This window comes from Streptomyces sp. CB02009, from assembly GCF_001905825.1.
In the GTDB taxonomy this organism is placed as follows: domain Bacteria; phylum Actinomycetota; class Actinomycetes; order Streptomycetales; family Streptomycetaceae; genus Streptomyces.
Map to the genome: position 1 here is coordinate 1,101,635 of NZ_LIVV01000002.1, position 19,653 is coordinate 1,121,287.

General features: G+C 71.7%; 13 protein-coding genes and 1 pseudogene. 13 read left to right on the top strand and 1 reads right to left on the bottom strand.

Translation table 11 applies throughout. The annotated features are described in order from the left end of the window. Window positions 1-90 precede the first annotated feature (90 nt). The 10 genes from AMK27_RS11970 (at window position 91) to AMK27_RS12015 (ending at window position 13,353) form a co-directional block, all read left to right on the top strand. Window positions 91-834, top strand: coding sequence for an ABC transporter permease (locus AMK27_RS11970; protein WP_198955842.1), 744 nt, complete (start codon window positions 91-93; stop codon window positions 832-834). A gap of 52 nt (window positions 835-886) precedes the next feature. Next, a complete protein-coding gene (locus AMK27_RS11975; RefSeq protein WP_073905372.1) occupies window positions 887-2,455 on the top strand; it encodes an ABC transporter substrate-binding protein in 1,569 nt (522 codons plus the stop codon). Between the two features lie 10 nt (window positions 2,456-2,465). Further along, on the top strand, window positions 2,466-4,355 hold the full coding sequence (locus AMK27_RS11980; protein ID WP_073905374.1) for a dipeptide ABC transporter ATP-binding protein: 1,890 nt from the start codon (window positions 2,466-2,468) through the stop codon (window positions 4,353-4,355). Continuing rightward, window positions 4,343-5,506: a mandelate racemase/muconate lactonizing enzyme family protein gene (locus AMK27_RS11985; protein WP_073905377.1), complete on the top strand. Its 1,164-nt coding sequence runs from the start codon at window positions 4,343-4,345 to the stop codon at window positions 5,504-5,506. Before AMK27_RS11980 ends, AMK27_RS11985 begins: the two co-directional genes overlap by 13 nt. Then, window positions 5,503-6,333 carry an SDR family NAD(P)-dependent oxidoreductase gene (locus tag AMK27_RS11990; RefSeq protein WP_073905379.1) on the top strand — a complete coding sequence of 277 codons (831 nt, stop codon included), beginning with the start codon at window positions 5,503-5,505 and terminating at the stop codon, window positions 6,331-6,333. The genes AMK27_RS11985 and AMK27_RS11990 overlap by 4 nt, the downstream gene beginning before the upstream one ends. A gap of 66 nt (window positions 6,334-6,399) precedes the next feature. Further along, on the top strand, window positions 6,400-7,137 hold the full coding sequence (locus AMK27_RS11995; protein WP_073905382.1) for a ribonuclease activity regulator RraA: 738 nt from the start codon (window positions 6,400-6,402) through the stop codon (window positions 7,135-7,137). Between the two features lie 133 nt (window positions 7,138-7,270). Next, window positions 7,271-9,265, top strand: a complete 1,995-nt coding sequence (locus tag AMK27_RS41785) for a GH39 family glycosyl hydrolase (protein WP_107425534.1) — start codon at window positions 7,271-7,273, stop codon at window positions 9,263-9,265. Between the two features lie 56 nt (window positions 9,266-9,321). After that, window positions 9,322-10,701 carry an FAD-binding oxidoreductase gene (locus tag AMK27_RS12005; protein WP_073905385.1) on the top strand — a complete coding sequence of 460 codons (1,380 nt, stop codon included), beginning with the start codon at window positions 9,322-9,324 and terminating at the stop codon, window positions 10,699-10,701. Beyond that, window positions 10,698-11,819 carry a (Fe-S)-binding protein gene (locus AMK27_RS12010; protein ID WP_073905388.1) on the top strand — a complete coding sequence of 374 codons (1,122 nt, stop codon included), beginning with the start codon at window positions 10,698-10,700 and terminating at the stop codon, window positions 11,817-11,819. Before AMK27_RS12005 ends, AMK27_RS12010 begins: the two co-directional genes overlap by 4 nt. Window positions 11,820-11,886: 67 nt before the next feature. Next, window positions 11,887-13,353 (top strand): aldehyde dehydrogenase (NADP(+)), encoded by a 1,467-nt coding sequence (locus tag AMK27_RS12015; protein ID WP_073905391.1) that lies wholly within the window; start codon window positions 11,887-11,889, stop codon window positions 13,351-13,353. 304 nt (window positions 13,354-13,657) lie between these two features. Here the strand turns inward: AMK27_RS12015 and AMK27_RS12025 are convergent, their stop codons facing one another. After that, a complete protein-coding gene (locus tag AMK27_RS12025) occupies window positions 13,658-14,881 on the bottom strand; it encodes a C39 family peptidase (protein WP_073905397.1) in 1,224 nt (407 codons plus the stop codon). A 595-nt stretch (window positions 14,882-15,476) separates the two neighbouring features. Here AMK27_RS12025 and AMK27_RS12030 point away from each other — a divergent pair. The 3 genes and pseudogenes from AMK27_RS12030 to AMK27_RS12040 form a co-directional block, all read left to right on the top strand. Beyond that, a pseudogene (locus tag AMK27_RS12030) lies at window positions 15,477-16,631 on the top strand (glycoside hydrolase family 10 protein); the annotation flags it as partial. Window positions 16,632-17,130: 499 nt separating this feature from the next. Beyond that, window positions 17,131-18,666 (top strand): PucR family transcriptional regulator, encoded by a 1,536-nt coding sequence (locus AMK27_RS12035; RefSeq protein ID WP_073905403.1) that lies wholly within the window; start codon window positions 17,131-17,133, stop codon window positions 18,664-18,666. Between the two features lie 318 nt (window positions 18,667-18,984). Continuing rightward, window positions 18,985-19,494, top strand: coding sequence for a hypothetical protein (locus AMK27_RS12040; protein WP_073905406.1), 510 nt, complete (start codon window positions 18,985-18,987; stop codon window positions 19,492-19,494). The last annotated feature ends 159 nt before the right edge of the window (window positions 19,495-19,653 follow it).

A 19,653-nucleotide genomic window follows, 5' to 3' on the forward strand; every position in this document is an offset into this window, starting at 1 on the left:
GTTCTGGACCGACTGCGCCGTGACCGCCGCGCCCACATCGCCGTACCCCTGCTGTCCGTTCTGCTTGTGGCCGCTGCCGCCGCACCTTTCATGTCTGACGCGGTCAGCGCCGCGGACACCGGCCAGCTCCTGGCCGGCCCCAGTTCCCGGCACCTGCTCGGCACCGACGAGATCGGACGGGACGTCCTGGCCCGGATCGTCGCCGGCGCCGTGGTCACCGTAGGGGTGGCCACCATCACCGTGGGCGCCGCCCTGATCGCCGGAACGGTCCTCGGCCTGATCGCCGGATACCGCGGCGGCTGGGTGGACACGTTCGTCATGCGCGTCTCCGACGGACTGCTCGCCTTTCCCCTCCTCGTCCTCGCCCTCACCGTGGTCGCGGCCCTCGGCCCCGGGCTGCGCAACGCCCTGATCGCGATCGCCGTCGTCACCACCCCGCGCTTCGCCCGTGTGGTCCGGGGCGAGGTGCTCTCCCTGCGCACCCGAGAATGGGTGTCCGCCGCACGTATCGTGGGCGTCACACGGACCACGATCATGCGCCGCCACCTGCTGCCCCACCTCGCCGGCACCCTGCTGGTCTTCGCCGCCCTCCAGGTCTCCACCGCGATCATGGCCGAGGCCGCGCTGAGCTTCCTGGGACTGAGCGTTCAGCCTCCGCAGCCCAGCTGGGGCGCGATCGTCGCCAGCGGCACCGACCACCTGAGCGCGAGCTGGTCCCTCAGCGTCTTCCCCGGCCTCGCGATCCTCCTCACCGTCGCCGCGTTCAACCTGCTCGCCGACGCCCTGCGCGACGCACTGGACGCCCACCGCCCGGACCTCGCACCCGCGCGCTGAGCTGTCTCCCCGCCCTCCGCCCCGTTTCCCCGTACAGAGGAAGTGCTTCGTCATGCCCAACGCCACGCCGCCCGGAATACCACGTCGCACCATCCTGGCCGGTGCCGCAGCCACCGCGGCCATCGTCACCCTGGCCGGATGCGGCTCCTCGGACTCCTCCGACGGAACCTCCGGGGGGACGCTCACCGCCGGTTTCGACAACGAGCCCGTCACCCTCGACCCGGCGCTCAGCTCGGCCATCTCCTCCGACCGCAACGTCCTGAACCTGTTCTTCGACACCCTGCTGCGTCAGCGCCGCGACGGGACGTTCGAACCGGCCCTCGCCACCCGATGGACCGACACGGGCACCGAGATCACCTTCGAGCTCCGCCAGGGCGTGAAGTTCCACGACGGCACCCCGTTCGACGCCGATGCGGTCGTTCTCAACCTGAAGCGGATCTCGGATCCCACCACCCGCTCCACCAAGACGGCCGCACTGGCCTCCGTCCGCGAAGTGAAGGCCACCGGCCCGCGGACCGTCACCGTCACCCTGAAGGCGCCCGATCCGCTGCTGCTCACCCAGCTCGCCCACGAGCCCGGGATGATCGCCTCGCCCACCGCGCTCGCCAAGGGGGCAGACGAGTTCGGCCGCAGGCCGGTCGGGACCGGCCCCTTCACGTTCCGCCAGTGGCGGACCAAGGTGCAGCTGACCGCCGAGCGCAACAAGACGTACTGGGCCAAGACCGGGGAAGGCGACGCGCTTCCGTACCTCGACGAGGTGGTCCTGCGCTTCGTCACCGAGGCCAAGGTGCTGCGCGCCGAACTGTCCACCGGGGGAGTGCACCTGGTGCGCGCCCTGCCTCCGGAGGAGTACAAGCAGCTGGCCGAAGCCTCACGCGTCACCATCAAGGACGAGGGCGTACGCCGCAACTACTACGCCTCGCTCAACGTCACCAAGGGACCCTTCCGCGACCCGCGGGTACGCGCGGCCTTCGCGATGGCCGTCGAGCGCAGCTCCGTCGGCAAGGCCGCGGCCGGCGGCGACTTCGACATCGCCCCCTCCTTCGCCACCTCCGACGACTGGTTCTACGACGACTCCCTCGCCCCCCTGCCGCACGACCCCGAGAAGGCCCGCGCCACCCTGGACAGGGCCGGACTGCGCGGAAAGGTACCCATCACCCTCGTCGCCCGCCGCCGCGCCCCCGACCCCACCGTCGCGGAACTGCTCCAGAGCCAGCTCACCGCGGCGGGATTCGCCCCCAAGGTGGAGATCCTCGAATTCCAGACCCAGCTGGAACGCATGCGGAATCAGGACTTCGACGCGGCGATCCTCGTCATCGACATCCCCCGCCTGGACCCCTCCCTCACCTTCGACCCGTACTTCGCCAGCGACGGCCCGAGCAACTGGTCGGGCCTGAAGGACTCCGCACTCGACGCCCTGCTCGACAAGGGCCTGAGCACGGACGACCGCGCCGTGCGCAAGCAGGCCTACGTCGACGTGCAGCGCCGCATCCTGGCGAACAACTACTGGGTCTTCCTGCACCAGGCCAAGTCCCCGCTGATCCACAGCAGCGACCTCAAGGGCGTCGGCCTCGACGTCGACGGCCAGTGGCGCCTCGAGCGTGCCCGGCTCGGCGCCTGAGGGGCCCACCATGACCCTCCTCGACATCAGCGGGCTCGGCGTCACCTTCCACGGCGCCTCCGACGAGCCGCCCGTGCACGCTGTGGACGACGTCAGCCTTCACCTCGACACCGGAGAGACCCTCGCCATCGTGGGCGAATCCGGTTCGGGCAAGACCGTCACCGCCCTGAGCCTGCTCGGCCTCAACCCGCCCCCGCCCCTGTGCGAGACCACCGGGTCGATCCGACTGGACGGCACCGACCTGCGCAGCCTGGACCGGCGCTCCTGGCGTGAGATACGCGGCAACCGAGTCGCCATGGTCTTCCAGGACCCCGGCACCGCCCTCAACCCGCTGCTGACCATCGGCACACAGATCATGGACGCCGTCCGCGCGCACGAACGCATGAGCCGCGATCAAGCACGGAAGCGCGCGGTCGAGGCGCTGACGCAGGCCCGCATGCCCGAGCCCGAGAAGCGCCTGACCCAGTACGTCCACGAACTGTCCGGAGGCATGCGCCAGCGCGCCGCCATCGCCCTGGCGATCGCCGCCCGCCCACGCCTCCTCATCGCCGACGAACCCACCACCGCCCTCGACGCCGCCGTCCAGTCCGAGATCATGACCATGCTCCGCTCGCTCTGCGACGACCTCGGCATGGGCCTGATCCTCATCACCCACGACCTCGGCGTGGTCGCCGAACAGGCCGACCGGGTCGCGGTCATGTACGCCGGACGGATCGTCGAGAGCGGACCCACCGCTCAGGTCCTGGCCGATCCGCGCATGCCCTACACCCAGGCGCTCCTGGCAGCGACGCCCCGCCTGGACGCACCTGCCCGCACCCGCCTCGCCTCCATCGAGGGCCGGCCGCCCCGCCTCAGCGACCGCCCTACGGGCTGCTCCTTCGCACCGCGCTGCCCGGTCCGCACGGACGGCTGCAAGAGCGTGGTGCCCCCGCTGCTCACCGTCGGCGAAAGCCATGCCGCGGCATGCCTGTTCGCCGACGCACCACGCGAACGGCCCGTGCCGCTGCCCGTGGCGACCGACGAACCGCCCCAGGACGTCGAACGAGAGAGCGGTACACCGCTCGTCGAGTTCGATGCCACCGACCTGCGCTATCCGGTCCGCACCGGGGCGCTGCGCCGGATCACCGGGCACGTCGACGCCGTCCAGCAGGTGAGCCTGAAGGTCGAGCCGGGACGGACCCTCGCTCTCGTGGGGGAGTCCGGCTCGGGCAAGACCAGCCTGACCAAGATGCTGCTGCGGCTGGAGACTCCCTCCGGGGGGACCGTCCGCTACGACGGCATCGACGTCCGACGGCCGTCCGCTTCGGAGCTGCGGCGGCTCCAGCGGGAGATCCAGGTCGTCTTCCAGAACCCGTACGCCAGCCTCGATCCCCGCATGACGGTCCGCGAGATCCTTGCCGAGCCGATGCGGGTCCACGGGCTGGACACCGCGGAACCCGAACTCGTACACCTCCTCCAGGACGTCGGCCTCGACGCGTACGCGCTGGAACGCTTCCCCTCCGCCTTCTCCGGCGGACAGCGCCAGCGCATCGCGATCGCCCGGGCGCTGTCCCTGCAGCCGCGACTGATCGTCTGCGACGAGGCCGTCAGCGCCCTGGACGTCTCCGTCCAAGCCCAGATCCTCAACCTGCTCGCCGACCTCCAGGCCGCACGCGGCATGGCCTACCTCTTCATCACCCACGACCTCGCCGTCGTCAGGTCGGTCGCCCACCGCATCGCCGTCATGAGGCAGGGCCGGATCGTCGAAGAAGGACCGGCGGACCAGATCTACGAGACCCCCTCCCACCCGTACACCCGGGAGCTGCTCTCCATGGCTCCGGGGCGCACCGCACCCCGGCTCGCCGACGCGCAGAGCACTGCCGGCACCGACAAGGAACGGAGCATCACATGGCCAAAGTGACCCGAATCCGCCTGACCTCGGTCAACACGCCGCGACACAACAGCATCACCTGCGGACACATCCTGGTCGAACTCCTCACCGACGACGACGCGCTGACGGGCATCGGTGAGATGTCCGACCTCCAGCACCTCCCGCGCTACCACCTCGACGTACCCGATCTTGAGGCCACCCTCAACGAACTCCTCGTCGGCCTGGACGCCCTTCAGATCACGGAGATGGAACGCCGACTGGAAGCGAACTTCCCGCAGGCCGGATACATCTACGACAAGAGCCGCGCCATCAAGTGCGGAGTCGACATCGCCTTCTGGGACCTGGCCGCGAAACAGCTCGGGGTCCGGGTGTGCGACCTGCTCGGCGGCGCGGTCCGCGAGTCCGTGCCCATCGCGTACCCGATCTTCCGCCAGCAGCACGAGGATGACGTCGAACGCAACCTCACTATGGTCGAGCGCCGGCTGGCGGAGGGCTTCACCTTCTTCCGCGTGTACGTCGGACGCCGCCTCGACCTGGACGAGCGGTTCCTGCGCACCGCCCGCGAACGGTTCGGCGACCGCATCACCGTCAAGTCCCTGGACTTCTCCAACCTCCTCGACGCCAAGGCGGCCTGCGCCTTCGCCGAGCGGGTGGCCGACGTCGGCTACGACCTCATCGAGTCGCCCGCCCCGCACCACGACATCCGGGGTCTGGTCCAGGCCCGCGACCGGCTCGCCGTCCCGATCAGCGAGCACGTCTACAGCTTCCGGTGGGCACTGGACCTCGTCGCAGCGGACGCAGTGGACGTGTTCAACGTCAGCGTCATCGCCATCGGCGGGATCACACCGGCCCGCCGGATCTTCGCGATAGCCGACGCCGCCGACAAGGCGTGCCTGGTCGGCACCACGCAGGAGCTGTCCATCGGCACGGCGGCCGCCGCGCACGTCGCGATGGCCATGTCGGCCGTCACCGTCCCGAGCGACCCGGTCGGACCGCTCCTGTACACACGGGACGTCGTCACCGACCCCGTCCGATACACCGGCGGGCTGTTGTCCGTGCCGCACGGCCCCGGCCTCGGCATGACGCTCGACCCGCAGCGGGTTTCCGCCTCCGCCGGACCGCTGACATGGGCGGCCACCAGTGCCGCCGCTGTCGTCGACCGACAGGTGGCCGCCACGTGAGCGACGCACCGCAGCCGACGAGCGACGCCCGTGCCGACGGCCGCTTCAGCGGCCGGGTCGCGCTGGTCACCGGCGGCGCACGCAACATCGGCCTCGCCATCGCATGGCGGCTCGCGCAGGAAGGCGCGGCGGTGGCCCTCAACGGCCCCGACCCGACCGAGACCGAAGCCGCGGCCGCGGCCATGCGCGACAGGGGCATGTCCGCGGTGGCCTGCCCCGGCGACGTATCCGACGCGCATCAGGTCGACGCCTGCCTCCACCGTACGGTCGATGCCCTCGGCGGACTCGACCTACTGGTCAACAACGCTGCCGCCCCCATGCTGGGCCGTGGTCCCCTGCTCGACATCGACGTCGCCGACTGGGACCGCAGTTTCGCCGTCAACGCCCGCGGGGTGTTCCTGTGCACGGTGGCAGCCGCCCGGGTGATGCCCGCCGGCTCCTCCATCGTGAACATCTCCTCGGTCGGGGCCACCCGTGCCCACCGGGCCGCCGTCGCCTACGACGCCAGCAAGGGCGCAGTCGACGCGGCGACCCGTGCGATGGCCCTGGAGCTCGCGCCTCGGGGGATACGCGTCAACGCGGTCGCCCCCGGCCCGGTCATCAACGACCGGTTCGCCCTCCTTGATCCGGCCCAGCAGCAGACTCGCGCGCAGCCGGTCCCGCTGGGTCGGGTCGGCGACGGGTCCGATGTCGCCGGGGCCGTCGCGTTCCTCGCCTCGGCGGACGCGTCCTTCATCACCGGACAGGTGCTGAACGTCGACGGAGGACTGAGCGCGCAGCTCAGGCCGCCGGGGACCGACCCCGCTCTCGACCGTCCCGTCCCCTGACCTGCCGCACCACCGTCCCGGTCCGTATCCGCCAGCCGTTCTCTGCCGCACCGAAGGAAGCCCGACATGACCCAGACCCCCCGGCAGCCCCTCGACTTCGATGATCTGGCCGCCCTGGGCGAGGCAAGCACCGCCACCATCACCACCCAGCTCTTCAAGCACGGTCTGCGCAACACCTTCCTGGCGGGCCTGACCTGTGTCACGCCCGATGCCAGGCGCATGGTCGGCGAGGCCTTCACCCTGCGTTACATCCCGGCCCGCGAGGACATCGACACCCTTGAGGTCTACGACGACTACGACCACCCGCAGCGCCTGGCGGTCGAGCAGGCCGGCCCCGGCCAGGTTCTCGTCGTGGACTGCCGCGGTCAGGGACGCGCCGCCGCCGCGGGCAACATCCTGCTGACCCGCATGGCGGTCAACGGCGCGGCCGGTGTGGTCACCGACGGCACCTTGCGCGACATCGAGGAGATCAGCCGCCTGCCCCTGCCGGTCTTCGCCACCGGGGCGGCGGCCATGACCAACCTCGCCCAGCACCACGCGGTCGACCTGCAAGTCCCCATCGGATGCGCCGGCGTCGCCGTCTACCCCGGGGACGTCATGGTCGGCGACGCCGACGGTGTGGTCTGCGTACCCCGCCACCTCGTTCCGGTCATCGCCAAGGCGGCCCGAGAACAGGAACTGCAGGAGGCGTTCATCGCCGCACGCGTCGCAGGCGGCGCCCCCCTCCGCGGCACCTACCCCCCGGACGAGGCGACCCGCCGCGCCTACGCCGAATCGCGCCGCGCGCTCCCGGCGACCGACTGACACACCCGTCCGCCCGGCGCCCCCCGGACCACGCCGGGGGCCCGGTCTCCGGAGCGCCGGAACCGGCGCTCCGGAAGCACGGCTCAATCCCGTCCACCGATCAATCCGCCCTCCCCCGCAGAAGGCAGGAACCATGATCAACCCCGCCCCATCCGGCTCCGTACGTTCTCGCACGGGAAGGAACGTCCCGCTCCTCCTCTCCGGCGCTCTGGTCGGCGCCCTGATCTCCGTCGCCTCGGCCGGCCCGGCCGCCGCCGCGAACCTCTCCAGCACCTTCGACGCCGTCGCCCCCGGCTCTGCCGCTCCCGGCTGGACGACCAGCGGTGACGTCACCGTTCAGGACGTGACCGGCACCGTCGACCGAAGCCTCCGCCTGCGAGACGCCTCCACCACCGCCAACACCACCGCCGCCGCCACGTTCGGGACCACGACGTCGACCGTCGTCGCCGGATTCCGGCTGCGGGCCGCCCAGTCCACCGCCACGGTCGGCGTACACCTCGATGGCTCTGGTGGCCACAGCGTCACGGTGGCCATGAGCCCCGCCGGCCGCCTCTACACCTACGACGGCGCAACCCAGATCGACCTCGGCACCTACGTCGCCAACCGCTGGTACGACATCCGTCTCGTCGCCCGCCCCGGCACCGCCACTGCCGACCTCCACATCGACGGCGAACGCCGCGCAGCCGGCCTGCGCTTTCGCACCTCCACCACCGATCTGGCCAGCCTGCAGGCCGGCGTGTCCGTAGCCGACACCGGTACCGCCTACCTCGACGACGTCCGCACCACCGCCGAGGCATCCCCGACGACTTGGCCGCACCTCGGCACGATCGCCCCCCGCACGGCCGCACAGGTGGGCACCTCCCAGCTGCTCGTCGGGGCCGAGACCCTCGACCGCGACTACACGAACTACCAGGCATACGCCCCCTACCTGGGGCGGTTGGGGGCCACCGGGGTCCGCCTGCAGGGCGGCTGGGCCAAGACCGAGAAGACCAAGGGGGTCTACGACTGGACATGGCTCGACCGGATCGTCGACGACGCCACGGCCCGCGGCGTCAAGCCCTGGCTCCAGCTGTCCTACGGCAACGGCATCTACACGGGCGGCGGAGGTTCCGGCCTCGGCGGCCAGATCCCGACGTCCACCGAGGCCCTGGCTGCCTGGGACGCCTGGGTGACCGCCATGGTCAAGCGGTACGAGAACCGGGTCGCCGAGTGGGAGATCTGGAACGAGCCCAACCTCGCCGGCATCCCGGCAGCCACGTACGCCGACTTCTTCGCCCGCACCGCAGCCCGGGTCCGCGCCGAACAACCCGACTCCGTCATCTACGGTCCGGGCGAGGCCGGCATCGACGTCCCGTACACCAACGACTTCCTCGTCCGGCTCTCCGGACAGGGCAAGAGCCACCTACTCGACGGCATCAGCTACCACCCCTACAACCCCAACCCCGACGACGTCTGGACCTACCAGCAGGTCGACAAGATCCGGGCCCTGATCAACCAGTACGCACCCGGAGCCGTACTCAGACAGGGCGAGAACGGAGCCCCCAGCGCCCCCAACAGCTTCGGCGCGCTCGGCGACCTCGACTGGACCGAACTGAGCCAGACCAAATGGTTCCTGCGCCGCCTCACGCACGACCTCGGCCAGGGCATCAGCACCAGCGCCTTCAGCATCTCCGACCTCCACTACCCGTCGAAGATCAACAGCAAGGGCCTGCTCCAGACCAACAGCGACAAGTCGATCCGCTACGCCAAGCCGTCCTACTACGCAGTCCAGACCCTCGCCTCCGTCATCGACAGCACGGTGACGGCGCTGCCGGCCTACCCCTTCACCACCGACTCCGCCACAACCCTGACCGTCCAGGGCTTCGCGAAGCGCGACACCGGGCGCCAGATCGTCGGCGTCTGGAACGGCACCGCCACCCCCGGCGACAGCACCACCCGCACCCCGGTCCGCCTGACCCTCCCCGACGGCGACTTCACCGACCCCGTCTACGTCGACGTACGGACCGGCGCCGTCTTCGACATCCCCGCCGCTGACTGGACCGTGTCGGGCAGCACCCACACCTTCCGCAACGTGCCCGTGTACGACTCGCCCGTCCTCATCGCCGACCGCTCCGCGATCAGGCTCTAGAACCGCCGGGCCCCGCTCCCTGCCCCGGGCGGGGCCCCGGCTCCGAGGAGACCTCCATGCACGCCACCGCACGAGCGGCCCTGCGGTCGGTCGTCGGACCCGCCCACTTCCGGGAGACGGACGGCGAACTCGTCCCCTACAGCCGGGACGCGACGCCGCTGTTCCACGCCAGGCCCGACGCCGTCGTCTTCCCGGCCGACACCGCCGAGGTCGCCGCCGTCCTCGACATCGCCACCCGCTACGCCGTCCCCGTGATCCCACGCGGCGCCGGCTCCAACCTGTGCGCCGCCACCGTCGCCTCCCAAGGAGGCGTCGTCCTGGTCCTGACCCGTCTGAACCGGATCCTCGAGATCGCTCCTGCCGAACTCCTGACCCGGGTCCAGCCCGGCGTCACCAGCGCGGCCCTGGCCGACGCCGCCGCCCGCGACAACCTCTTGTGGGCACCCGACCCCGGCAGCCGGACGGTGGCCACCATCGGCGGCACGATCGCCACCAACGCCGGAGGCCTGCGCGGCCTCAAGTACGGCGTCACCCGCGACTACGTCCTCGGCCTGGAGGCGGTCCTGCCCACGGGAGAGGTGATCCGCACCGGAGGCCGCCTCCACAAGGACGTCGCCGGATACGACCTCACCCGGCTTCTCACCGGCTCCGAAGGCACCCTCGCCGTCATCACCGAAGCCACCCTCGCCCTGCGGCCCGCCCCTGCGACGGCCGGTACCGGAGTCGCCTACTTCCCCGACCTGGCAGCCGCGGGCCGGGCCGTCACCGCGATCATCGCCGCCGGGATCCTCCCCGCCACCCTCGAATTCCTCGACCGGTCCTGCATCCAGGCAGTGGAGGACTTCGCCCGTCTCGGGCTGCGCACCGACGCGGGCGCACTGCTTCTCTTCGGCGACGACGGTGAAAGCGACACGGTCGCCCGCGCCCTGGAGCGCATGAGTGACGTCTGCACGGCCCACCAGGCTCTCGACGTCACGACCGCAGCCGAAGTGGCGCAGGCCGAGGCTCTGCTCGCCGCCCGGCGATGCGCGCTTCCCGCCCTCTCCCGGCTGGGTGAGCTGACCATCCTGGAGGACGCCACCGTGCCCCGGCCCCGCATCGCGGAGATGGTCGACCGCATCGACGCCATCGGAGCCCGACACGGCGTCACGATCGCCACCTTCGGCCACGCCGGCGACGGCAACCTCCACCCCACCTGCGTGGTGAAGTCCCAGGACGACACGGACGGCATCGCCCTCGCGGAGAGCGCCTTCGCCGACATCTTCGCCGCCGCGATCGACCTGGGCGGCACCATCACCGGCGAACACGGCGTCGGCGCGGCCAAACTCCCCTACCTGACCACGCAGCTGGGCGCCGACCAGATCAGCCTCCTGCGCCGACTGAAGACGGCCTTCGACCCGGCCGGCATCCTCAACCCCGGAAAGCTGGGCTCATGACCGACCGCACGGACCGCCCACTCCCGAAGCCCGTCCTCGACCCGGACCTCCTCTCCCGCTGCATCTCCTGCGGCTTCTGTCTCCCCGCCTGCCCCACCTACGCCGAGACCGGTGACGAGGCCTCCTCTCCCAGAGGCCGCATCAACCTCATGCGCGCCCTGCAGACCGGCGATCTCGAACCCGACGACCCCACCCTGAAGGAACAGTCCTCGCAGTGCCTGGGCTGCCGAGCCTGCGAACCGGTCTGCCCGGCCGGCGTCGAGTACGGGCAGCTGCTGGAACAGTGGCGCGACCACCAGTGGCGCGGGCACCGGATGCCCGTTCTCGCCCGTGCCCTCATGCTGGTCGCCGGCCGCCGGGGCATCTTCCGCCTGCTGGGACGGCTGCGAGGGACCCCGCGCACGCACGTCGCCGAGACCTCGGCCGTCGCGTCCGGCGGGGCCTCGCTCATGCTCGGGTGTTTCGAGCGCGTCCTCTTCCCTCGCGTCGGCCGCGCCGCTCTCGCTCTCGTCCCCGGACTGACCGTTCCCGCTTCCCAGGGCTGCTGCGGCGCGCTGCACGCCCACAACGGCGACACCGCCACCGGCGAGCGCCTCGCGCACCGGATGGGCCAGGACCTTCCCGGCACCATCGTCACCACCTCCGGCGGCTGCGCCGCCCACCTCGCCTCGGTTCTCGGCAGGGCCCGCGTCCGCGAACTCTCCGACCACCTTGCCGCCGACTCCTCGTTCCGGCCCCCCGGTGAACTCCGGGTCGACGGCCGTCGAGCGCGTGTCGCCCTCCAGGACTCCTGCCACCTGCGCAACGGCCTCGGAGTCTGGACGGCCCCGCGTGATCTGCTCGCCGGAATCGCCGACTACGTAGAACTCCCCTCGGCCGGCACCTGCTGCGGTGCCGCCGGGACCTACTCCCTGCTGCGACCCCGTGCATCGCGACGCATCCTCACCGCCAAGATCGACGAGATCGAGGCCGCCGGAGTCGACTTCGTCGCCGCGGTCAATCCGGGCTGTCTGCGCCAGCTCCGCACCGGCCTGCACCGCAGACGCTCGCAAGCCAAGGCCGTGCACCTCGCCGAACTCCTGCTCATGGCAGAAGAGAACGGATGCCCGAGCACCTGAGGACGCCCGACGCCCCGCCCGGGAAACCGACTTCAGCACGCTCCTTCCCACACCACTGAGAGAAGACATGCCCTCCCGCGCCTCGCTCGACCCCCTGGCCACCGAAGCCGCCCGCGCCGCCGCTCCCGCCCTTGCCGCCCTCGCCCCGGCCGAGGTCGCCACACTCCTCCGTGACCTCGCCGTCGTCCTCCGTGAGCACACCGACGAACTGGTGGCCGTCGCAGAGGAGGAGACCCGACTCGGCGACGTCAGACTGCGGAGCGAAGTACTGCGTACGCGCGCACAACTGGAGATGTTCGCTGAGATCGCCGAAGAGGGCGCCCACCTCGATGTCATGATCGACCGGGCGGACGACACGGTCGTCCCCGCCCCGCGCCCAGACGTACGGCGCATGCTCGTCCCGCTCGGCCCGGTCGCCGTCTTCACCGCTTCCAACTTCCCCTTCGCCTTCTCCGTGCTCGGCGGAGACACGGCCAGTGCGCTCGCCGCCGGCTGCCCTGTCGTGGTCAAAGCCCACGAGGGGCACCCCCGTCTCACCGACCGGACCGCCGCCCTCGCGGCCGAAGTCCTGCCACCGGGGGCGCTCTCCGTCGTCCACGGCCGCGAGGCGGGCCGCACCCTGGTCACCGACCCCGTTGTCCAGGCCGTCGGCTTCACGGGCTCCACCCCCGGCGGCCGGGCGCTGTTCGACCTCGCCGCCCGCCGCCCCGACCCGATCCCGTTCTACGGGGAACTGGGCTCCCTCAACCCCGTGGTGGTCACTCCCCAGGCCCTCGCAGCACGTGGGCCGGACCTCGTGAGCGAGTACATCGCGTCCGTCACCCGCAGCCAGGGTCAGCTGTGCACCAAGCCGGGCCTCCTCTTCCTGCCCGATCGGCACGACCTGGACGAACTTCTCCGCCTGGCCGTCACCCAGACCCCTCCCGCACCGATGCTGGGATCCTGGATCGCCGAGGCGTACCGCACAACCCTCGACGAGCTGGCCGCCCACCCCGCAGTCCGACGGATCGCGGCCGCACCGACCGACGCCCACCGCGTCGGGCGATCCACCGAAGGACCCTCGGCGACGCTCCTCACCGTCACGGCCCATGACCTACGCGCCCACCCCGAACTCCTCCGAGAATGCTTCGGCCCGGCATCCACCGTTGTCACCTACGCTTCCACCGAGGACCTGCTCTCCAGCCTCCGCAAGCTCCCTGGCAGCCTTACGGCCACGGTGCACGGCCAGGAGCAAGCGGACGAGGAACTGTCCCGCGAGATCTGGTCCGCCCTGCGGGCCGGCCGCCTGATCTGGAACGACTGGCCGACGGGAGTGGCGGTCACCCGCGCCATGCACCACGGCGGCCCCTGGCCGGCCACGACCAACCCGCTGCACACCAGCGTGGGCGGCACCGCCGTCGCCCGGTGGCTGCGTCCGGTCGCCTACCAGAACATGCCTGAGGCCTTGTTGCCGCACCCTCTGCGGACCACCAACCCGTGGCGGGTACCGCAGCGGACGGGGGCGATCTCGCCGCCGCGTCCGGCTTCGTCCTGACGTCCCTTGTCCTCCTGGGCGCGCTCGCCGTCGCGGTCGCCGGTACGGTGCTGGAAGCCCTCAGCGGTTCGGCCTCGGGAGCGGCCTCGGACGGTTCGGCCATCGAGACGGTGCTGCGTGCCGCGGCCGTTCTCGCCCTGGTCGGCGGGGCGCCCCTGCTCCGCTTGGTGCGTGCACCCCGACAGACGACCCACCGTGACGCCGTGGACCGACCCGGTCCGCGGTCCGGCTCGACCCGAGGTCAGGGACACGGCCACGTTGGCCGCCCGCAGCACCGGCCATCGACCGCGGCCCACCCCAGGGACTACCAGTTGGGTTCGAGGCCCGGCACGTTGGCCGGCAGCGGAAGCTCGCGCGGGTGAATCAGGTAGACCACGCCGCCACCGCCGGACGCCGACAGCCAGACGCGTTCGAACTCCCCGCGCGGGTAGATCCGGCGCACCTCTTCGTCGGTGGCCGACAGCGGGTCGTTGACCACCACGTCCCCCTCGGCCGTGAATCCGCACACGATCTTGATGCTGCCGGCCGGCGAGAAGCCCGCGCCCGCGAGCTCGCCGATGCGGAAGCTCTGCGCCGTGGCGATCGGGATGCCCGCGCTGATGAAGCGTTCGAGCTCGTTCAGCGAACGCAGCCGCGTGACCATCCCGTCGAGCCCGTAGCGAGCCGGATGGGCGGCGTTGAAGGCCCAGTTGCCGCACCCCTTGTAGGCGTAGTCGTAGACGGCCCGCGCGGTGAAGTCGACCTGCGGCGCCGTGTCCGCCGGGTCGATCCACGTCATCTCCCCGTCGGCCGGGCCGCGCCCGAAGTACTCGACGAGCATCGAGGTGCACGCCGGGGCCGACCAGGCCTCCCCGCCCCCGTCCCACTGCGGACTGTGGCCGGTGTGCAGTTCCTGGGAGCGCCGCGGGACGTCGAGGACCGTACCCCAGGCGCCGGCGGGGCCGCTCACCGGCTGTCGGTGTTCGGGAGGTGTCGACGAGGCGGCGAGTTGGAAGGCCCGCACGACGGGCCCCTCCGATACGTCGCGGGTCCGCGCGAGTCGGACGTCCAGCTCATAGGCCCGGACGGGTCGGCCGGAGGCCGCCACGAACACGTCGACGTCCACCGCTCCGAAGGGGCCCGCCTGGCCGGGCACGGTGGTGCGGTGCACCACCTCGTCGCCCGAGGCCCAGTGCGCCATGACGTACCAGGGAGAGACCTCCCCCTCCTCGTCGCGTACGCGCAGCCTGACCATCAGGCGGGTCCCGGCGGGTGCGAGCGCCGTCCACGAGGGGATCAGCTCCTCGGCCGGAAACGGCAGCTCGCGCCAGCCGGTCGAGCAGGTCGCGTACTGCCACGCGAGGGCGGCGTGGCCGTGCTGGTCCACGAAGGTCTCGTCGCCCTCGACGGACTCCAGACGCAGGGCGCCGTCCGACCACGCCGTACCTCTGAGGACGACATCGTCGAAGTCACGGGCTTCCGACCAGCGGTGGAGAACCGCCCGCGGCACGGTCGGGTCGTCGCTTCGCCCACGGTTCTCGCCAGTCACGGTCTTCCTGCCGCTCTCTCGTAGCTCCGGTGCGACCCGGTCCGATGCCGGTGCCGGGGCGGGGCCCACATGCTAACGGCCGGAGTTCCCGACCAGCAGCTCCGAGCCATCCCCGGTACGACGGGCCGCGCAGCGGTCCGAGGACGACGGCGACCGGAAGGGCGGGCGCCGTGCGCGCGCCGGTGACGAGGCCGCGGCGACACAGTAGGTTCCGGCCGGTGAGGAGACGATCGACACCATGTCCATGCCTTCCACGACGAACTGGACAAAGGGTTGTTGCCGCCGCGGGACGACGAGGGCGAGCATGTGCCGCGGCGCGTCCACCGCCACCCGGGCCCCGCCGCCCTCGTGACGGCCCGGCTGTCGGCGGCGACCGCGTGGACCGTCCGGTCCGGAGGGACAGCACGCGCCCGTCCTGGCCGCACCACGATTCCGAACAGGGCGGTGTTCGTCCGCCACCCCTGTCGCCACCTCGCCCGCGGAGGCCCGCATGTCACCGAAACGCACCGCCGGTTCCACGCCCCTGCCCGCCCTCGCCCGCCGCACGGTGCTCGCCGCCATCGCGGCGGCCGGCTGCACCACCGCCCTTCCGTCCATGACGGCCCACGCCGCGGCTCCCCCCACCGATTCCCTCGCGCCCGTCGTACCCGTCGAACGACAGATGCGGGGCCTGTGGATCGCGTCCGTGGTCAACATCGACTGGCCCACGCGCACCGGCCTGGACGCCGCCGCCCAGCGTGCGGAGTTCACACGGCTGGCGGACGACGCCCTCGCCTGGGGATTCAACGCCCTGTTCGTCCAGATCCGCCCGACGGCCGACGCCTTCTGGCCCTCGCCCTTCGAGCCATGGTCGCAGTGGCTCACCGGAACGCAGGGTCAGGACCCCGGTTACGACCCGCTTGCCTTCATGGTCGAGACGGCCCACACCCGCGGCCTCGCGTTCCACGCCTGGTTCAACCCGTACCGCGTCTCGATGCAGCCCGACCCCTCCGCACTGGTTCCCGAGCACCCGGCCCGCACCCACCCGGAGTGGACCGTCTCCTACGGCGGCAAGCTCTACTACGACCCCGGTGTGCCGGCCGCGCGCCGCTTCTGCCAGGAGGCCATGCTGGACGCCGTCAGGCGCTACGACATCGACGGCGTCCACTTCGACGACTACTTCTACCCGTACCCGGTGGCGGGTGCCGCCTTCCCCGACGACGAGACGTTCCGTACATACGGCGCCGACTACGCCGACAAGGCCGCCTGGCGCCGCCACAACGTCGACCTCATGGTCCGTGAGATGCGGGACGCCGTACGCGCCGTGCGTCCGGACGCGCTCTTCGGCATCAGCCCCTTCGGAGTGTGGCGCAACGCGACCACGGACGCCCGCGGCTCCGCCACCGCCGCCTTCCAGTCGTACGACGGCCTGCACGCCGACACCCGAGGCTGGGTGGAGCGGGGGTGGCTCGACTACATCGCACCGCAGGTGTACTGGCACATCGGCCTGCCCGTGGCCGACTACGCCGTCCTCGCACCCTGGTGGGCCGAGGTGGTCCGCGACACCGACACGGAACTGTGGATCGGACAGGCCGTCTACAAGTCGGGCGCGGCGGGACAACCGGCTCCCTGGCAGGACGGCAAGGAGCTCACGCGCCACCTGACGCTCAACGCCACACTCCCCGAGATCGGCGGCGACCTCTTCTTCAGCGCCAAGGACGTCCGCGAGGATCGCGTCGGCGACTTCGCGGCCATGCGGCTCGCCCACTGGGGACAGCCCGTCCTCGGCCCGCTCCCGGCCCGCCTGGACAAGGGCCCCCTCCCGCCCCCGCCCACCGTCCAGGTCCGGCGGGAGGCCGTCACCGGCGCCGCCACGCTGCACATCACCGCACGGACCCACGGCCGCGGCGACACCCCGTTCCAGTACGCGGTCCACCGCTTCCCCGGCAGGCCCGGGCGCCGATCCTCCCGTGGAAACGGCACCCTCGTCGCCGTGGTGCCCGGCGGGAAGAACGCCGTCTACCGCGATTCCGCGGCACCGGCCGCGTGCTGGTACGCGGTGTCCGCCGTGGACCGGGTCCAGCGGCAGGGCAGGATGTCCCGCCCCGCCTTCTGACAGGCCCGGTCGTCGTCGGTCGCTCCCCGCGCGGGGAGCGACCGACGAGCCGCGCGCCCCTCCTGCGTCGCTTGTGGCGAGGGCGCGGAACGTTCACCACCTGGGCCTGGACATACGGTCGACAGGCGGAGGACCTTCCTGGACCATGCGTCCCATGCCTCTCACCGTTCGCGATCTGCTGGCCATTCCCTCCCTGCGTCTGCGCCTGGTGGCGGGCGGTACGGGCCTCGGCAGAGTGGTCGAGGCTGCGCACGCGACCGAGAACACCCGCCCCGCCTCCTGGCTCGAAGGCGCAGAAGTGGTCATGACCAGCGGCCTGTTGCTGTCGGCGGACGAGTCCGACTGCTCGGCGTACGTCGAAGAGCTCACCTCCGGCAAGGCCGCCGCCCTCATCGTGGGCGTGGGCCCCGGACTGCCCCTGCAGTCGGTGCCGGACGCCCTGAGCCGGCACGCCGAGCACCTCGGAATGCCCCTGCTCACTGCGCCCGCGAGCGTCTCCTTCGCCTCCATCACCAAGGCGGTGTTCGGGGCGCGAGGGGCCGAGGAACGGCGCCTGCTGGAGCGAACCCTGCGCACACAACGTCGCCTGTCGTCGGCGGCGGCCTCCCACGACGGGCTGACGGGGCTGCTCTCGTCCTGGTTCCAGGCGGTGAACTCGGGCGTGGCCGTATGCGATCCCTCGGGGCGGCTCCTCGGCTCCGCCGGAACCGACGGGCAGAAACTGCTGACCGACGCCGCACCCGTCATCGACACCGTCTCGCTGCACGGTCTCCGGGGAAGCGGCCGCGCGGACCTGCCGTGCGGCAAGCTCGTGGTGCAGCCGCTCGGCACCACGCGTCTGCGAGGCTTCCTCGTTCTCCTGGACGCGGACTCGCCGGAGGCCCGGTTGCTGATCAGCGTCCTCGTCTCGCTGCTCTCCGTCGAACTGGAACGCCGCCACCTGGCCGACGAGCCGCAGCGCCGTCGCCGGGCGGCCCTGCTCGCCAGGCTGTTCCACACGGACATCACGGCGGACCAGGGACGGGCCCTGCTGCGCACGGCGGGCGTCCCCTCGGCGACCGTCCGGGCGGTGGCGGTGCGGGCCGCCGGCGAACCGGTCGAACTCGCGGCAGACCTCGCCCTGGCGGTACCGGGTGGACTCGCCCGCGTGACGGGCGACACCGTCGAGATGGTCGTCTCCGAGGAACTCGACACGTCAGCCGTGCTCGGCCGGTTCGCGCCGGGCCGCCCGGCGGGGATCGGTCCCGCCGTCGCACCCCAGCACGCCGCCCTCTCGCTCCGGCAGGCGATCGCGCTGCTCTCCTCCAGCGCGGAGCTGGGACGCCCCGTCAGCGCCTCGGAGGCGGGGTCCGTCAGGCTCCTGCTCAGCCTGGGGAGTCCCGCGACGCTGGCAGCCTTCGCCGACACGGTACTGGCCCCCCTCGACGCGGCCGACCCCGTCGGCGAACTCACCGAGACGCTGCGCGTCTGGCTTGAGACGAACGGCTCCTGGGCGGAGACCTCCACCCGGCTCGGCCTGCACCGGCACACGGTCCAGAACCGCATCGAGAAAGTGACCAGACTGACGGGAAGACAGCAGGACCGCGCTGAGGACCGGATCGACCTCTGGCTCGCGCTGACGGCACGAGCGGTCGGCACCGCCGCGCCCCATCAGCGGAGACACCGGAACGCCGTCCCCCAACAGGGCTGAACAGTCGAAGCCGCCCGTGAGCGGATCGACATTCCGTCCATGTCCAGGCGCCCGCCCCGCTTCCTACCGTACGCCTGCCGGTCGAGCCGGCACGGACTACGGCCGAGGCAGTCCGCCTTCCCCCCCCCGGGGGAGGGCATCTGCCGAGGCCGACGGAGCCGACAGGCGTGCGATCGGACCCGGATCGGCACACGGGTACCGCGTCGCGTCCACGGGGGACGAGTGCAGCGAACCCCGGCGGCCACCGGTCCGGGCTCCACACGTGTGATCCGTACCGGTGGACCGCTTCACCCCCACCCGTCAGACAGGAGAATCAGCATGAGAATCCGGTCCGTCCTGACAGCGCTGGCCCTCGTCCTCGGCGCGCTCTTCGCGCCGGGTGTCGGCGTCCTCACCGCCGCGGGCGAGGCCCACGCCGTCACGAAGATCAGCCACGCCACCGCGACCTCGATGTTCCGGTCCTCCGGGATCACCTGGTCCTCGTCCGGCGGCTGCTCCAACCGCAACGTCGCCACGTGCACGTCCTTCGACCAGCTCAACCTGGCCACCGCCCAGGGAGCCCAGACCCTGAGGAGCGCCAGCGGCTGCGCCCTCAACATCACCGGCGGCACCGAGACCGGCCACGCGAGCGGCACGTACTCCCACTGGAACGGCTACAAGCTCGACTTCGGCAAGGCCACCTGCCTCACCAACTACGTGAAGAACACGTTCACGTACATCGGCGTCCGCGGTGACGGCGCCCCGCAGTGGAAGTCCGGCGCGGGCAACGTCTACGCCGACGAGGGCAACCACTGGGACGTGACCTTCTACAACTGCGGCGGCTGCTGACCCGCCCCCCCGCACGCGCGCCGGCCCCAGGACGGGTGGCCGGCCTCAGGAGCCGGACCTCACGCCCTCCGCCGAACACACCGCTCGGCAGCAGGCGACGCCGGCTCCGGAGGCGCATGCGGGCGACGTGATCTCCCGCGTCCGCATGTCGCGACCGCC

Coding starts and splice junctions, on each gene's coding strand:
- AMK27_RS11970 (WP_198955842.1), top strand. CDS start 91: ATGTCTGACGCGGTCAGCGCCGCGGACACCGGCCAGCTCCTGGCCGGC.
- AMK27_RS11975 (WP_073905372.1), top strand. CDS start 887: ATGCCCAACGCCACGCCGCCCGGAATACCACGTCGCACCATCCTGGCC.
- AMK27_RS11980 (WP_073905374.1), top strand. CDS start 2,466: ATGACCCTCCTCGACATCAGCGGGCTCGGCGTCACCTTCCACGGCGCC.
- AMK27_RS11985 (WP_073905377.1), top strand. CDS start 4,343: ATGGCCAAAGTGACCCGAATCCGCCTGACCTCGGTCAACACGCCGCGA.
- AMK27_RS11995 (WP_073905382.1), top strand. CDS start 6,400: ATGACCCAGACCCCCCGGCAGCCCCTCGACTTCGATGATCTGGCCGCC.
- AMK27_RS41785 (WP_107425534.1), top strand. CDS start 7,271: ATGATCAACCCCGCCCCATCCGGCTCCGTACGTTCTCGCACGGGAAGG.
- AMK27_RS12005 (WP_073905385.1), top strand. CDS start 9,322: ATGCACGCCACCGCACGAGCGGCCCTGCGGTCGGTCGTCGGACCCGCC.
- AMK27_RS12010 (WP_073905388.1), top strand. CDS start 10,698: ATGACCGACCGCACGGACCGCCCACTCCCGAAGCCCGTCCTCGACCCG.
- AMK27_RS12015 (WP_073905391.1), top strand. CDS start 11,887: ATGCCCTCCCGCGCCTCGCTCGACCCCCTGGCCACCGAAGCCGCCCGC.
- AMK27_RS12035 (WP_073905403.1), top strand. CDS start 17,131: ATGCCTCTCACCGTTCGCGATCTGCTGGCCATTCCCTCCCTGCGTCTG.
- AMK27_RS12040 (WP_073905406.1), top strand. CDS start 18,985: ATGAGAATCCGGTCCGTCCTGACAGCGCTGGCCCTCGTCCTCGGCGCG.